Genomic DNA, 14152 nt, shown 5'->3' with positions numbered 1-14152 from the left:
AAATTTCTCCGTCGTCGTCGGCTCCTCCCTATCACAGGGCGGTGACGACCGACGCATGACGGAGATCACAAATGCGGCGCGCTCAGCGCATCGGCCGCGACAGGTTGAGCACGAACACCAGCACCTCGGCGACGGCCTTGTAGAGCTCCTCCGGGATCTCGTCGCCGAGCTCGACATTGGAGAGCGCGCCGGCCAGCACCTCGTTCTCCTCGATCGGGATGTCGTGCGCCTTCGCGACCTCGATGATCTTGGCGCCGATCGTGCCCTTGCCCTTGGCGACGACGCGCGGCGCGCCCTGGCCCTTGTCATAGTGCAAGGCGACGGCGAGCTGGGTCTTGTTGGCGGCCTTCACCTCGATGCTCATAGCGCGCGATCCAGGAAATGGCCGGCCCTGGGCGGCATCGCCGCCGGCGGCGCGCCGTCCTGCACCACGAGATCGCCCGGCGAGAGCTCGGCACGGCTGAGGGCCTGGCTCAGTTCGGAGAGACCGGCGCGCAAGCGCGCGGCGGTGACCGGACGCTCGGCCCACATCCGCACGGAGGTGCGCTCGGCGCTGAAGCTGATCATCGCATGCACCGGGCCGGCCGGCTCGACGTCGAGCGAGAAACGCGCCCGCCAGACGCGCTTGGCGGCGTCCGGCGATTGCGTGCCGCCGTCGCGCGAGATCTCGAACTGCGCCATGGCCGTGCCCTGCGGGGTAGCGAAGGGAATCTCGAAGTTCCAGCGCGGCGGCGCGGGATCGGTGCGCGCGGTCGAGGCGTCCGGGCGATCCGGCAGCGAGGCGACCTGCAGCAGGGTCTGGCGCGACAGCGCCTGGTCGGTCTCGTCGAGCAGGCGGTGCGCGATCGCCGGCAGCGGCGTGTCCGGGCGGAGCGTCGGCGCCGCCACGGCCTGCGGCATCGGTGCAGCCCCGCGGAACGGCGGCGGCGGCGTGTTGGTGCGCACGACCATATCGGCGCGGCCATTGGCGTTGCGTCCGGGAACGAGGCCGGCGGCGCGCGGAATCTGCTGCTGCGCCTCCTGCAGCACGGCCAGCACCGTGCCGGGCGTGAGCGACTGCGCCTTGGCGCCCGTCAGGGCCTCGATCAGCGCCGAGCCGGTGAAGCCGGCAGACGCGGCGTCGGGCCGCCCCATTCCCGTGGCCCAGGGCTGGGGCGGCAGCTCGATCTCGATGTCGGGCACCAGCGAGGGTGCGCCGCTCTGTTGCTGCGCGGCGGCGGCGCGGCCGGCCTCGGACAGCACCGAGGCGTAGGAGCCACCGGGCGACGGCTGCGTCGACGCCGCCATGCCGGGCTCGGCGGTCTGCAGCACCGTCGCCAGCGTCTGGCGCAGCACGATCAGCGCCGCCTTCAGGTCGGGCGTGCCGGCACCGGCGGCGCCATTGGCGAGCGAGGATTCCAGGAACAGGCCGGAATGCTGTACGGCGTTCTGCACATCCTCCGCGGTCAGCGCCGGCGATAGCTGGGTCTGTTGCGCCAGCACCTGGGCCACGGCGGCGCGCAAGGCCGGTGGAAGGTTCGGCGAGTCGGCGACGGCCTGGAGATCGGCGAACAATTGGCCCTGGCTGCCCTGACGGGTCGCCGCCTCCTCGCTGGCAATCGACAATGCGAGCCGCTCCATCCCGGTCAGCGGATCCGGCGGCGGAGGCAGCCCCGGCGCCAGCCGGCCGGTGACGTCGACGACGGTGGCGGCCGGCGTCGGGGTGCCGGTGGTGCCAGCGGCAGCGCTGCCGCCCTGCCCGACGATGGCGAGCTGCAGCCCTTGCGCGGTCTGCGACACGGCGACCTGCACCGTCTGGCCGGCCTGCAGCGGCAGCTCGCTCGCGAGCTCCATCGACAGGTTTCCGATCGCGACTTGGACCAGATTCTCGGCGAGCACCTGCTGCACCCTGGCGCTGACCAGTGCGCCGGCCTGCAGCGTGGTTGCTGCCGCCACCGTGGTTCCGGCCGGCGAGCTGCCGACGCCGCGGACGGCGCTCACGGAAGGCGACGGGGTGACACTCTGGACCATGCGCGTACTCGGGTTACGCGCACAGCCTATCGGTTGCCCCTAAACCCGGCGTTAACCGGCCTCAGAGCGCGGCGTCGACCGCCTGGAGGATGCGGACGGCGGCCTCGTAGTCGATCTGCTTGGCGGCGCGGCGGCTCATCGCCTCCTCGTCGGCCCCCCATTGCGCGACGTTCCAGTCCTCGTCGACATGGGCTGCCGCCCAGATCTGGCCAGGGTCGCGCACCCCATGAACCAGCGCCAGCGCCAGCAGCGCCGAGCCGGTCAGTGTGGTGACGACATGCGCCGCCGCCACCGTCCACGGGCCGGTCGGCAGCGCACCGCGCGCCGCCTGCACCGCAGCCTCCGGTTGGGTCACATGCATGATGCCTTCGGACAGGATGAAATGCGCGCCGAGACTATCGCGGGCCCAGTCCAGCACCGGGTCCCAATGCTCGGCCTCGCGCGCGACCAGCCCCTCAGGATGGCCGGCCCGGTAGAACAACAGGTCCGATTGGAGATATTTGGCAATGTCCTCGCGCACGTCATCGGTGCGGTCGACCACCGACTGCACGACGCTGTTGGCGAACCGCGTCAGCGGCATCGTGGCGGGGTCGATGTTCTCACCCTGGGCCTGCCACTCGGCGGCCACGGCCGCCGCCAGCTCCCCGGCGGGAACGATGACGACGCGCCCCGACGGCGTGCGGATCGGCCGGCCGTCGAGGGTCACGTTGAAGCCGCCCTCGGCGGCGGCGGTCCCGGCCTCCTTGTAGAAGCGCTTGCGCAGCGGCGTCCGCATCGCCTGGCGCGCCGATTCCTGCGGATCGAGCGGCGACCGGCCGACGACGTCGTCAAACAGTTCACGCATCAGAATTCCAGCCCTCTCGCGGGATGATCACACGGGATCCGTTGTTTTTGCGGTAGATAAGCCCTGTCCGCCCGAAATGCGAGCTGCCGATGCGTCCCCTGCTCTCCGCTCTCGTCCTGCTCGGCAGCACCGTCCCGGCCGTAGCCGGCTTCCGCACGCCGGAATCGCTGGTGCGCAACGTCTATGCGCATTACGGCCGGGGCGCGCCGGAGCTCTCCGCCGGGCTGCCGCGGACGGCCGAGGTCGCACGGCAGTTCTTCGATCCGAGCCTCGCCAGGGCCTGGACGGCGCCGCGGCGTGAGCCCTACGATTTCCTGGTGCAGAGCCCGCGCTGGAAGCTCGGCCCGGTCGCGATCTCGATTGTGCGCAGGCAGTTCGACAAGACCTATGTCGCCGCCAGCTTCGACAACCAGGGTCACCGCGTGACGATGAACTTCATCGTGGTCAAGGGGCCGGACGGCTGGGTCATCCTCGATGTCGAAACCCCGCACGATTCGCTCACACTGTTCCTGCAGCAGTTCCGGAACTGAAGGCCGCAGCGGAAACCGATTCTCCTCCCCTTAAGCAGAGGCTGCAAAGAGGAGGACGACCATGAACATGCCGGAGATCGTTCGCCGGCTGATCGCGATGAGCGAGCAGGATGGCAAGATCACCTTCGACGAGTTGAACGCGCTGTGCGGATGGGACATGCCGCCCGAGGATATCGAAAACATCTTCTGCGCGCTGCGGGACGCGGGCATTCAACTCGTCGAACAGAGAGGCTGAGCGCTCCGGAGCCGCTCACTCCTCCGGCGCGTTCTCGATCGGGTCGAAGCGGTCATGCTCGAGGCCGAGCAGGTTCCACGACTGCAGCATGTGCGGCGGCAGCGGCGCGGTGGCGTCGATGAACCCGCCGCGCGGATGCGGGATGACGATGCGGCGCGCCAAGAGATGCAGCCGGTTCTGCAGGCCGCCGGGCAGCGCCCAGTTCTCGATGTTGAAATATTTGGGATCGCCGACGATGGGGTGGCCGATATGGGCCATGTGCGCGCGCAACTGATGGGTGCGCCCCGTCACCGGCTTCAAGGAAACCCAGGCGAGCTTGTTGGCCGAGGCCTCGACCACGGCGTAGTAGGTCACGGCGTGGCTGGCGCCCTCGTCGCCATGCGCGGCGACGCGCATGATGGTGTCGTCCTCGCTCTCCTCCTTGGCAAGATACGTGGAGATGCGGCCCTGCTTGGGCTTGGGCACGCCCGCCACCAGCGCCCAGTAGATCTTGCGCGCGGAACGGCTGCGGAAGGCGCCGGTCAGATGCGTGGCGGCGAAGCGGGTCTTGGCGATCAGGAGGCAGCCGGAGGTCTCGCGGTCGATGCGGTGCACGAGCCGCGGCTTCTGGCCCTTGGCGTCGCGCATCACCTCCAGCATCTGGTCGATGTGGCGGGTCATGCCGGAGCCGCCCTGCACCGCGAGCCCGGCGGGCTTGTTGAGGACGAGCACGTCGTCGTCCTCGTACAGCGTCATCGCCTTGAGGCTCTCCAGCGTCTTTCGCTCGCCCTCGGAGAGGCCGGCCCGCTCCTTCGGCGCATCGAGCTTGAGCGGCGGAATGCGCACGCTCTGGCCTTCCTCCAGGCGGTCCTTGGAGTCCGCGCGCTTGCCATCGACGCGCAACTCGCCTTTGCGGACGATGCGCTGGATGTGGGAGAACGACAGACCGGGGAAGCGCGCCTCGAGGAAGCGGTCGACGCGCATGTTGTTCTCGTCGGCCGTGACCACCACGGTCTGCACCTTCGTCGGCAGCAGCGGCGTCTCCGGCTCGACCTTCTTCGGCGGCGGCGCCGCAGGCCTGCGCTCGGCATGCTCCGAGCTGAACCGCGCCGGCTTGCCGGCGCCGGCGCGCTTGGCCGGCGGCTGTTTGCGCGGCGCGAAGCTGTCGCGGCGATCCTCTCCCTCGGCGCGCGGCGCACGGCTGCGCTCGGCTTTGCCGCGCCCGAAATCGCCGCGCGGTGCCGCCTCGCGGTCACCGGCAAAACGGTCGCGCCGCGGCCGCTCGGCATCGGGACGCTTCGCAGACTCACGCTTGGCCGCGGCGCCTTGGCTGCGGGCTGCCTCGGCCTTCGGCCGCTCGTTGCGGCGATCGGTCGGGCGATCGGATCGGGTCTGGGTTCGCTTGATACGGCGGCTCATGGCAGGTTGCGTATCTCAAAAGCCACTGCCAGTCACGGCGAAATCGCGATAAATCCGCTTGTGAGTCGGCCCCTTGGGCCATCGATACTGATCGGAGCGAATCGAATGACGCTCACGCGACTGGGCCTGGCGATCCTGGCAGCCACGCTGGCGACGACCGCCACGCAGGCGCAGCAGAGCCCGATGCCCGACGACATCGCCTGGAAGCTGATCGAGATCGGCCGGGTCATCGCCCCGCCGAAGACCGCCGCGATCTACGCGCCGCTGCAGGCCAAGGAACCCTACACCGGCGTCAAGGTGCAGCGCGATGTGAGATACGGCACGGCCGAACGCAATCTGCTCGACGTCTTCACACCGGATGCCCCGGCCCCGCCCCGGCCCGTGCTGATCTTCGTGCATGGCGGCGCCTTCATCGGCGGCAACAAGCGCACCACGCCGGACGGCCCGTTCTACGACAACATCATGCTATGGGCGGTGAAGAGCGGCTTCGTCGGCGTCGACATCACCTACCGCCTCGCGCCGAAATTCCCCTGGCCTGCCGGCGTCGAGGACGTCGCCAGCGCGGTGCAATGGGTGGTCGCCCATGCCGCCGAGAACGGCGGCGATCCCGCGCGCATCTATCTGATGGGCCATTCGGCCGGCGCGGTGCACGTCGCGACCTATGTCGCGCATCCCGAATTCCACAAGGTCGCCGGCGGCGGCCTTGCGGGCGCGATCATGGCCTCGGGCGTCTACGACCTCACCGCGACGCCGCTTGGCGACCAGGAGATGGCCTATTTCGGCACCGATCCCTCGCGCTTCAAGGAGCGCTCGTCGCTATCAGGCCTGCAAGCCTCGAGTCTGCCGCTCATGATCGTCTCCGCCGAGCTCGACCCGCCGCGCTTCGTCGAGCAGTTCGACCTGTTGAAGCAGGCCGCCTGCAAACGGCCATCCGGCTGCGCCCGCGCGGTGATGCTGCCGCAGCACAGCCACATGTCCGAGGTGTATGCGATCAATACCGAGGACGACCGACTGACGCGGGAGATCGCGGAGTTCGTACAGAGCGGGAAGTAGTTGATGATCACTTGGCATAGCGGTCTCCGAGTCAGGCGTCCGCAGGAGAGCTCGGTGTTTCCCAGCAAGCGGGCCGAGGTGAACCGAGCAAGCCGCAAGGTCAGCGATCCTACCCGCCCCGCTCCTTCCGCAGCTTCGCCCAATAATCCAGCCGTTTCCTGATCTCGCGCTCGAAGCCGCGCTCCGGGGGATCGTAGAACTGCTGGCGGCCGAGGGCGTCGGGAAAGTAGTCCTGTCCCGAAAACGCGTCGGGCGTGTCGTGGTCGTACTGATAGCCGGTGCCGTAGCCTTCGCTCTGCATCAGCTTGGTCGGGGCATTCAAGATGTGCTTGGGCGGCAGCAGCGAGCCGCCCTCCTTCGCCACGCGCTTGGCTGCGCCGAACGCCTTGTAGGCGGCGTTGGATTTCGGCGCGGTCGCCACATAGATCACGGCCTGCGCGATCGCGAGCTCGCCTTCGGGTGAGCCCAGGAAATCATAGGCGTCCTTGGCGGCGTTGGCGATCACCAGCGCCTGCGGATCGGCGAGGCCGATGTCCTCCACGGCCATGCGCACGATGCGACGGGCGAGGAACAGCGGATCCTCGCCGGCGTCGAGCATGCGGGCGAAGTAGTACAGCGCGGCATCGGGATCCGAGCCGCGCACCGATTTGTGCATGGCCGAGATCAGGTTGTAGTGGCCGTCGGCGGACTTGTCGTAGATCGGCGCGCGGCGCTGCAGGATGTCCTGCAGCTGCACCGCGTTGAAGATCTCGTCCTTGCGCGCCGAGCGCCAGACCTCCTCGGCGAGCGTCAGCGCGGCGCGGCCGTCGCCGTCGGCCATGCGGATCAGCACGGCGCGCGCCTCGTCATCGAGCGGCAGCTTGCGGCCCTCGACCGCCTCTGCGTTGCTGTAGAGCTTCTCGATCGCGGCGGCATCGAGCGAGTGGAACACCAGCACGCGCGAACGCGACAGCAGAGCGGCGTTGAGCTCGAAGGACGGGTTCTCCGTGGTCGCGCCGACCAGCACGACGGTGCCGTCCTCCATCACCGGCAGGAAGGAATCCTGCTGGGCGCGATTGAAGCGATGCACCTCGTCGACGAACAGCAGTGTGCCCTGCCCGGTCTCGCGTCTCGCGCGCGCCGCGTCGAACACCTTCTTCAAATCGGCGACGCCGGAGAACACCGCCGAGATCTGCTCGAAATGCAACTCCGTGGCGTCGGCCAACAGCCGCGCCACGGTGGTCTTGCCGGTGCCGGGCGGGCCCCAGAAGATCAGCGAGCCCAGCGTGCGCGTCTCCAGCATGCGCGTCAGCGCGCCATCGGGCCCGAGGATGTGATCCTGCCCGACGACGTCGGACAGCTTGTGCGGGCGCAGCCGCTCCGGCAGCGGCCGTGGCGCATCCTGCTCCATCCCCGCCGCAGCGAAGAGGCTCGGGCCTCCCTGCTGGGGACGCTTCGGGCTCATCCGCCGAGCGTGACGTTGATCTGCTGGCCGCCGCGCAGCACGGTGATGCGCCAGATGCGGGCGGCCTCGCGCGAGGCCTTGTCGAGATCGGCGGTCTTGGCGATCTTCTGGTTGTTCACGGCCATGATGACGTCGCCCTTCTGGAAGCCGACATTGGCGGCGGTGGTGCCGTCGCCCGGCTCGAGCACCACCACGCCCTCGGTGTCGGCATCGAGGTGCAGCTCGTCGGCGACCGCCGGCGAGATGTTGGCGACCTTCGCGCCCTGGAATGGCGAGCGGCCGTTGATGACCATCTCGTTGCGCCCGGTGTCCGGTGCGGTCTCCAGCGCGACCGCGACCTTCACCGGCTTGCCGCCGCGTTGCACCTCGATCTGCGCAGTGCCGCCGAGCGGACGGGTCGCAAAACGGTAGTCGAACGCGTTGGGATCATCGACGGTCTGGCCGTCGATCGACACGATCAGGTCCGACGACTTGATGCCCGCCTTCGCCGCCGGGCTGTTCGCGACCACCGAGGCGACCAGCGCGCCGGTCGGCGAGCGCAGGCCGAGGCTCTCGGCGATCTCGGGCGTCACCGCCTGCAGCCGCGCGCCGAGCCAGGGGCGCTTCACCGCCTTGCCGCCGCTCTTGGCCGAGGCCACGACGACGCGCACCATGTTCGCGGGAATGGCAAAGCCGATGCCCTGCGAGCCGCCGGATTTGGAATAGATCGCGGTGTTGATGCCGACCAGACGGCCGTTGATATCGACCAACGCACCGCCCGAATTACCGGGATTGATCGCGGCATCGGTCTGGATGAAGAACTGATAGTCGGTGATGCCGACCTGCGTGCGCGCCAGCGCCGAGACGATGCCGTGCGTCACGGTCTGGCCGACGCCGAACGGATTGCCGATCGCCAGCACGATGTCGCCAACCAGCAGATCGTCGGAATTGGCGAGGTCGAGCGTCGGAAACTGCTCCTTGGTCCCCTTCAGCTTGAGCACGGCGAGATCGGTACGGCTGTCCTTCAGCACGATCTCGGCCTCGAACTCGCGCTTGTCGGCGAGCGAAACCTTCACCTCGTCGGCGCCCTCGATCACATGCACGTTGGTGACGACGAGACCCGACGCATCGATCATCACGCCCGAGCCGAGCGAGCGCTGCATCTGCTCCTGCGGCCCGCCCTGCAGACCGAAGAAGCGGCGGAAGATCGGATCGTCGAGAAAGGGATTGCGGTTCTGCACCACCTTGGCGGCGTAGACGTTGACGACCGCCGGCTGCACGCGCTGCACGATCGGCGCATACGACAGCCGCAGCTCGGCCTGGGACTGCGGCACGCGCCGGTCCTGCGCCGCCAGCGGAGACGCGGCCAGCAGAGACAGCAGCAGGACCAGTGTGGAGCGAATCAACGACATGCGAACAATCCTGGGAAATGACGGTTTCGATATAAGCGGAACGGCCGGTGCGGCCAAGCTCAGGCGGCCTGATGCGGCGTTTTGATGGTCTCTGCAACGGGCGCGCAGGACAGCCGTTCCTGGTGCCGCTCGCCCCAGCTTCTGAGAACCTCGATCACCGGCCGCAGGCTCTCGCCGACCTCGGACAGGCTGTATTCGACGCGCGGCGGCACCTCGGCATAGACCTTGCGGACGACCAGCCCGTCCTCCTCCAGCGCACGCAGCTGCTTTGTCAACATGCGCTGGGTGATGCCGGGCATCAGCCGGCGCAGCTCGCCGAAGCGCTGGCTGCCACCCTGCAGGTGGTAGAGGATCACGCCCTTCCACTTGCCGTCGATCAGATCGAGCGTGGCTTCGACCGCGCAGCCGGGACGGCGGGTGAAATTCTTCCGTTTCATCGCGTGTTGGCCCAACAGTATCCAAACGGGGACTAGTTCCCCATTTTTACAGTACTTGCTGAACTGGCGCCAGCAGGACAAACAGATCCTATCGCCAAGCCAACCAGGAGGCTGTTCATGAAGGCCGTCGGATACCAGCAGTCGCTGCCCATCACCGAGGACCGCGCGCTGTTCGATTTCGAGACCGCCAAACCCGAGCCGAAGGGACGCGACATCCGCGTCGCCGTGAAAGCGGTGTCGGTCAATCCGGTCGACACCAAGGTGCGCAAGCGCGCCGCACCGCCCGCCGGCGAAACCAAGATCCTGGGCTATGACGCCGCTGGCGTGGTCGAGGCTATCGGCCCGGACGTGAGCCTGTTCAAGCCCGGTGACGAGGTGTTCTACGCTGGCTCGATCCTGCGCCAGGGCACCAATGCCGAATTCCATCTGGTCGACGAGCGCATCGTCGGCCGCAAACCGAAGAGCCTGTCGTTCGCCGAAGCCGCCGCCCTGCCCCTGACCTCGATCACGGCCTGGGAGCTCTTGTTCGACAGGCTCGGCGCAATCCCCGGCAGGAGCCTCGACGACCGCACTTTGCTGATCACCGGCGCGGCCGGCGGCGTCGGCTCGATCCTGATTCAGCTCGCGCGCCGGCTCACCGGGCTGACCGTGCTCGCCACCGCGACGCGACCGGAGTCGCGCGACTGGTGCCTGAAGCTCGGCGCCCATGCCGTGATCGATCATGGCAAGCCGATGAAAGAGCAGATCGACGCGCTGAAGCTGCCGCCGGTCAGCCTCATCGCCAGCCTCACCCACACCGAGCAGCACTACAAGGCGATCGCCGACTTCATGACGCCGCAGGGCAAGTTCGGCCTGATCGACGATCCCGCCGAGTTCTCGCTCGCCGCCTTCAAGGGCAAGGCGATCTCCATCCACTGGGAATCGATGTTCACGCGCTCATCTTTCACGACAGCCGACATGATCGCGCAGCACCATCTGCTCAACGACGTGTCCGACCTGATCGACAAAGGCGTGATCCGCACCACCCTCGGCGACAATTACGGCACCATCAACGCGGCCAACCTCAAGCGCGCGCACGCGTTGATCGAGAGCAACACCTCCCGCGGCAAGATCGTGCTGGAGGGATGGAGCTAACTAACAGGCAACAATGGGCAAAGGCGCCCCCGCGGTCTCCCCGCGCGCGAGATCGCGGTGGCGCCGTGCCCACCATCCTGCCGATCGAAGGCATAAGATGGCCGGCAGCCGACGCGCGGTCCGATCAGCGGCCATGAGCGATCGAGACTGGCCGACGGTCCCGTTTCCCCTTAACGAAAGCCGATAAGAACCTCCTCGCGACTGGAACGAACGTCCGTGAGCAGCCTGAAGTCCGCGACCAACCCGCCCGCCGATCACGGCCGCCGCTCCGGATCTCCACTCGAGGTTCTGCGGATCTTCCTCACGCTCGGCCTGACCTGCTTCGGCGGTCCGGTCGCTCATATCGGCTATTTCCGCGACGAGTTCGTCGTCAGACGGAAATGGATCGACGAGCATGCCTATGCCGATCTGGTCGGGCTGTGCCAGTTCCTGCCCGGCCCCGCCAGCAGCCAGGTCGGCTTCTCCATCGGGCTGATGCGGGCCGGCTATCTCGGCGCGCTCGCCGCCTGGACCGGCTTCACCCTGCCGTCGGCCGCCGTGCTCGTCCTGTTCGCCTACGGTGCGGGCCGTCTGAGCGGACCGATCGGCAGCGGCCTGCTGCACGGGCTGAAGCTGACCGCGGTCGCCATCGTCGCGCAGGCGGTCTGGGGCATGGCGCGCTCGCTGTGTCCGGATCGTGCGCGCGCCTCGATCGCGGTCGCCGCAACGCTCATCATCCTGTCGAGTACGGCCTCGGTCGCGCAGATCGGAGCGATCGTCCTCGGCGGGCTCGCCGGCCTCTGGCTCTGCCGCGGCGAGGCGGCGCCGTCGGGACACGTCGCGATCCCCGTCTCGCGAAGCGTGGGGCTGATCGCGCTCGCGCTGTTCGTCATCCTGTTGGCGGGACTTCCGCTGCTGCGCGGCGTCACGGGATCGACCGGCGTCGCCTTGTTCGATGCCTTCTATCGCTCCGGCGCGCTGGTGTTCGGCGGTGGACATGTCGTGCTGCCGCTGCTGCGCGAGGCCTTCGTCGGACCTGGCTGGCTGAGCGACGACGCCTTTCTCGCCGGCTACGGTGCGGCGCAGGCCGTCCCGGGCCCGCTCTTCACCTTCGCCGCCTATCTCGGCGCCGTCGTCGCTCCGGAGCCGCATGGGATCGTCGGGGCCGCGCTCGGTCTCCTGGGCATCTTCCTGCCGGGCATGCTGGTCCTGCTCGCCGCGCTTCCGTTCTGGGACTCGTTCCGCAAACGCGCCGGCGCCCAGGCGATGATGCGGGGTGTCAACGCTGCGGTCGTCGGTGTGCTGGGAGCGGCCCTGTACGACCCGGTCTGGACGACCACCGTCCACAACGCCGCGGATTTTGGCATCGCGCTGGTCGGTTTTGTCCTCTTGGTCGCCTGGCGCGCGCCGCCGCTCGTCGTGGTCACGTTCAGCGCCCTGGCCGGCGTCGCAGCCGCGCTGGTGTGAGCGGCGGCGCCGCCGCATCACGTGGTGGCAAAGCGCCGCCGAAGCGGCGCTTTGCCACCAGCGAGCTGCCGTGCGCGGCTAATTGTGCTTCTTCCAGAAGATGCGCGCGCCCTGCACGGATTGCGCGACGTTGATGCGGGCACGCTCGAACGGCGTCACCACGCCGTCCGCCTTGGCCTTGTTTTCCAGCTTCTGGACGTGGATCTGGCCGCGGACGAGCTGCTGCGCCTCCGGATAGGTCAGCCGTCCACTCGCGATGCCATTGTAGATGCGATGTGACCGGTTGTGCTGCCGCGCATCGATCAGCGGCGTACCCGCAAGGCTTGCGCCCGACGTCAACGCGAGCAGCAACGCAGCGGCCATGATGGACTTCATTTCACTCTCCTGTGGTTGCTGTCCACTGGCGTGAAGACCTCATTGTCCGCACTTCTCCAGCGAACGGCCGCCAGGATGCACGCGATCCGTGGTGTCAACCGTGCCTGCGCTCACACTGCAGCCCGTGTCGGCTGGTGAAGACGAATGCTGCCGCGAGCCGCATTCCACTGCCGCGAGGGGCGTCCGAAAAAAATTGCGGACTGCGTGAGCTGCCGGTCTTGCAAATCTCACCTTTGGGTGCATGTTCGCCGCGCACTACTTTTGAATGAATCATTTTTAACAATCATTTGCGACGCATGGCGGCGACCATCGGCCCGTCCCAGCGCGCACATCAATGGAGACCGGCCATGAAGACGATTCAGTGGCTCATGCTCACTTTCGCGACGACCGTCACCGCGAGCGGCCTTGCCGGCGCTCTCAACCCCGCCAGCGCTGCTCCGCCGCCGCCGGCGAAGAACTGCCCGGCCTTCGGCTGGTCGGAGGGACTGGGCAATTATCTCAAGCCGGACGCCGCCTTCCCCACCTCCGACACCAAGACCATCCCGACGCCGGACTGCAATTTCCATCAATGGTCGTGGGAGGCGTTCGTCTGGGCGACAGCGCTGGTGAAGGACTCGGGCTCCGGCGCCGCCGTGCCGCGGTTCATGACCTTGGCGACGCCCGACGAGCTGCTCGGCAACGCCGAGAATGCCGGCGCACCACGGCAGCGCCCGCTGACGCTGGCGGCCCGCGCCCAGGTCTTCCACGGCACGGCCGGCTTCACCGAAGGTGCCGGCGCCATCGTCGAAGCCGACGGCAACATGCTGGTCGCGCAGAACGGCTATCCCGTCTACGCCTCGGTCCACATGAACCAGGGCTATTTCAACACGGCGCGCAAGAATCTGATCGCGACCGGCGGCTACCAGAGCCAGCCGGCAGATTCCTCCTTCGCCGTGGGCGATGCGGTGTTCAAGGCGACGTGGCTGCGGCTCGACCCAGGGCAGGCACCGCCTGCGGGCGCTTATACGACCCAGGCACAGGTGCCGGTGCTGGAGAACAACGTCACCCCCGGCCTGATCACGATCCGCCCGACGCCCGGCAAGTTCGTCACGGTGACCGTGGCGCTGATCGGCTTGCACGTGGTCGGCTACACCGAGAACCACCCCGAATTCCTGTGGGGCACGTTCGAGCTGAAGAACAACTCGCCGCAGACGCCGGACAACACCTTTGCGCCATCGGCAAGCCGCTCCGATCCGAAGAGCTACACGCTCTACAAGGGCGGTACGCCGTTCTCGCAGGTCAACATCGCGGCGCTGCCCGGCGCCAACCGGCCGCAGTTGCGGCTCGATCCGGCGACCCAGAAGCTGACGCCGGTGACCAACGTCGTGCTCGAGAACCAGACCGGCGGCGAGAACCAGCCCAACGGCGTCGGCAACATCTTCGCGATCACGGCGCAAGCCCAGGGCTTTCTCTCCGGCCTGAAGGGCCCGCAATCGACCTTCGCGAGCTACAGCCTCGACGGCACCGTCTGGATGCTCCCCAACTCGTACAATCTGAACAGCAACCAGACCAGCGCGGTCGGATCGGTCAATCTCGCCAACGCCACCGCCGAGACCTTCGTGCAGAACGCCGACAACACGCCGATCAAGAACGTGCTGAACTGCTTCCTGTGCCACAACCCGACGTCCTATTCGTTCCAGACACCGCCGCCGGCCAAGCTGCCGAACCGGCTGATCGCGCTGAGCCACGTGCTGTCGATCGGCTCGCCCTACGAGGTGCCGAACTCGATCTCCGGCCGACTCCTGATGCGGCCGGATCCGTTCAGGAAGTAGGCCGACGAACCTTGCGCGGCGGCGCCGGCAACGGGGCCGCCGGC

General features: G+C 67.9%; 14 protein-coding genes. 6 read left to right on the top strand and 8 right to left on the bottom strand.

Annotation, left to right across the window (positions count from 1 at the left end; genetic code table 11):
- Positions 1-82: 82 nt before the first annotated feature.
- The 3 genes from ACQR03_RS02750 to ACQR03_RS02740 all read right to left on the bottom strand — a co-directional run bounded on the left by ACQR03_RS02750 (position 83) and on the right by ACQR03_RS02740 (position 2854).
- Positions 83-364 carry an EscU/YscU/HrcU family type III secretion system export apparatus switch protein gene (locus tag ACQR03_RS02750; RefSeq protein WP_315714536.1) on the bottom strand — a complete coding sequence of 94 codons (282 nt, stop codon included), beginning with the start codon at positions 362-364 and terminating at the stop codon, positions 83-85.
- Entirely contained in the window at positions 361-2010 is a 1650-nt protein-coding gene (locus ACQR03_RS02745) for a flagellar hook-length control protein FliK (RefSeq protein WP_315749641.1), read from the bottom strand. Before ACQR03_RS02745 ends, ACQR03_RS02750 begins: the two co-directional genes overlap by 4 nt.
- A gap of 61 nt (positions 2011-2071) precedes the next feature.
- On the bottom strand, positions 2072-2854 hold the full coding sequence (locus tag ACQR03_RS02740) for an ATP12 family chaperone protein (protein ID WP_315749639.1): 783 nt from the start codon (positions 2852-2854) through the stop codon (positions 2072-2074).
- Positions 2855-2943: 89 nt separating this feature from the next.
- Here ACQR03_RS02740 and ACQR03_RS02735 point away from each other — a divergent pair, with 89 nt between their 5' ends.
- Both ACQR03_RS02735 and ACQR03_RS02730 read left to right on the top strand, forming a co-directional pair.
- Complete coding sequence (locus ACQR03_RS02735) at positions 2944-3384, top strand: hypothetical protein (RefSeq protein ID WP_315749638.1); 441 nt, start codon at positions 2944-2946, stop codon at positions 3382-3384.
- A gap of 61 nt (positions 3385-3445) precedes the next feature.
- Positions 3446-3619: an RNA polymerase sigma factor region1.1 domain-containing protein gene (locus ACQR03_RS02730; protein ID WP_315749636.1), complete on the top strand. Its 174-nt coding sequence runs from the start codon at positions 3446-3448 to the stop codon at positions 3617-3619.
- Positions 3620-3634: 15 nt separating this feature from the next.
- On the opposite strand, the gene ACQR03_RS02725 is transcribed toward ACQR03_RS02730, so the two are convergent.
- Positions 3635-5017, bottom strand: coding sequence for an RluA family pseudouridine synthase (locus tag ACQR03_RS02725; RefSeq protein WP_315749634.1), 1383 nt, complete (start codon positions 5015-5017; stop codon positions 3635-3637).
- Positions 5018-5122: 105 nt separating this feature from the next.
- Here ACQR03_RS02725 and ACQR03_RS02720 point away from each other — a divergent pair, with 105 nt between their 5' ends.
- Positions 5123-6070, top strand: a complete 948-nt coding sequence (locus ACQR03_RS02720) for an alpha/beta hydrolase (protein WP_434840924.1) — start codon at positions 5123-5125, stop codon at positions 6068-6070.
- A gap of 109 nt (positions 6071-6179) precedes the next feature.
- Here the strand turns inward: ACQR03_RS02720 and ACQR03_RS02715 are convergent, their stop codons facing one another.
- From ACQR03_RS02715 to ACQR03_RS02705, 3 genes are read right to left on the bottom strand one after another with little or no spacing between them, the layout of a single operon-like run.
- Positions 6180-7514 carry a replication-associated recombination protein A gene (locus ACQR03_RS02715; protein WP_316202171.1) on the bottom strand — a complete coding sequence of 445 codons (1335 nt, stop codon included), beginning with the start codon at positions 7512-7514 and terminating at the stop codon, positions 6180-6182.
- Positions 7511-8905 (bottom strand): DegQ family serine endoprotease, encoded by a 1395-nt coding sequence (locus tag ACQR03_RS02710; RefSeq protein ID WP_315714544.1) that lies wholly within the window; start codon positions 8903-8905, stop codon positions 7511-7513. The genes ACQR03_RS02715 and ACQR03_RS02710 overlap by 4 nt, the downstream gene beginning before the upstream one ends.
- 59 nt (positions 8906-8964) lie before the next feature.
- Positions 8965-9342: a winged helix-turn-helix transcriptional regulator gene (locus ACQR03_RS02705; protein ID WP_316171213.1), complete on the bottom strand. Its 378-nt coding sequence runs from the start codon at positions 9340-9342 to the stop codon at positions 8965-8967.
- Positions 9343-9459: 117 nt separating this feature from the next.
- On the opposite strand from ACQR03_RS02705, the gene ACQR03_RS02700 reads away from it, so the two are divergent.
- Together ACQR03_RS02700 and chrA are read left to right on the top strand one after the other, a co-directional pair.
- A complete protein-coding gene (locus tag ACQR03_RS02700; protein WP_434840923.1) occupies positions 9460-10476 on the top strand; it encodes a zinc-binding alcohol dehydrogenase family protein in 1017 nt (338 codons plus the stop codon).
- Positions 10477-10692: 216 nt separating this feature from the next.
- Positions 10693-11922 carry a chromate efflux transporter gene (chrA, locus tag ACQR03_RS02695; RefSeq protein WP_434840922.1) on the top strand — a complete coding sequence of 410 codons (1230 nt, stop codon included), beginning with the start codon at positions 10693-10695 and terminating at the stop codon, positions 11920-11922.
- A gap of 78 nt (positions 11923-12000) precedes the next feature.
- On the opposite strand, the gene ACQR03_RS02690 is transcribed toward chrA, so the two are convergent.
- On the bottom strand, positions 12001-12297 hold the full coding sequence (locus ACQR03_RS02690) for a hypothetical protein (protein WP_434840921.1): 297 nt from the start codon (positions 12295-12297) through the stop codon (positions 12001-12003).
- 347 nt (positions 12298-12644) lie between these two features.
- Here ACQR03_RS02690 and ACQR03_RS02685 point away from each other — a divergent pair, with 347 nt between their 5' ends.
- Positions 12645-14108, top strand: a complete 1464-nt coding sequence (locus ACQR03_RS02685; RefSeq protein WP_316171210.1) for a hypothetical protein — start codon at positions 12645-12647, stop codon at positions 14106-14108.
- The last annotated feature ends 44 nt before the right edge of the window (positions 14109-14152 follow it).

Source organism: Bradyrhizobium sp. HKCCYLS3070 (genome assembly GCF_051167575.1).
GTDB lineage: Bacteria > Pseudomonadota > Alphaproteobacteria > Rhizobiales > Xanthobacteraceae > Bradyrhizobium.
Note: the sequence above shows the minus strand (reverse complement) of the source record. Positions and strands in the feature narration are given on the sequence as shown.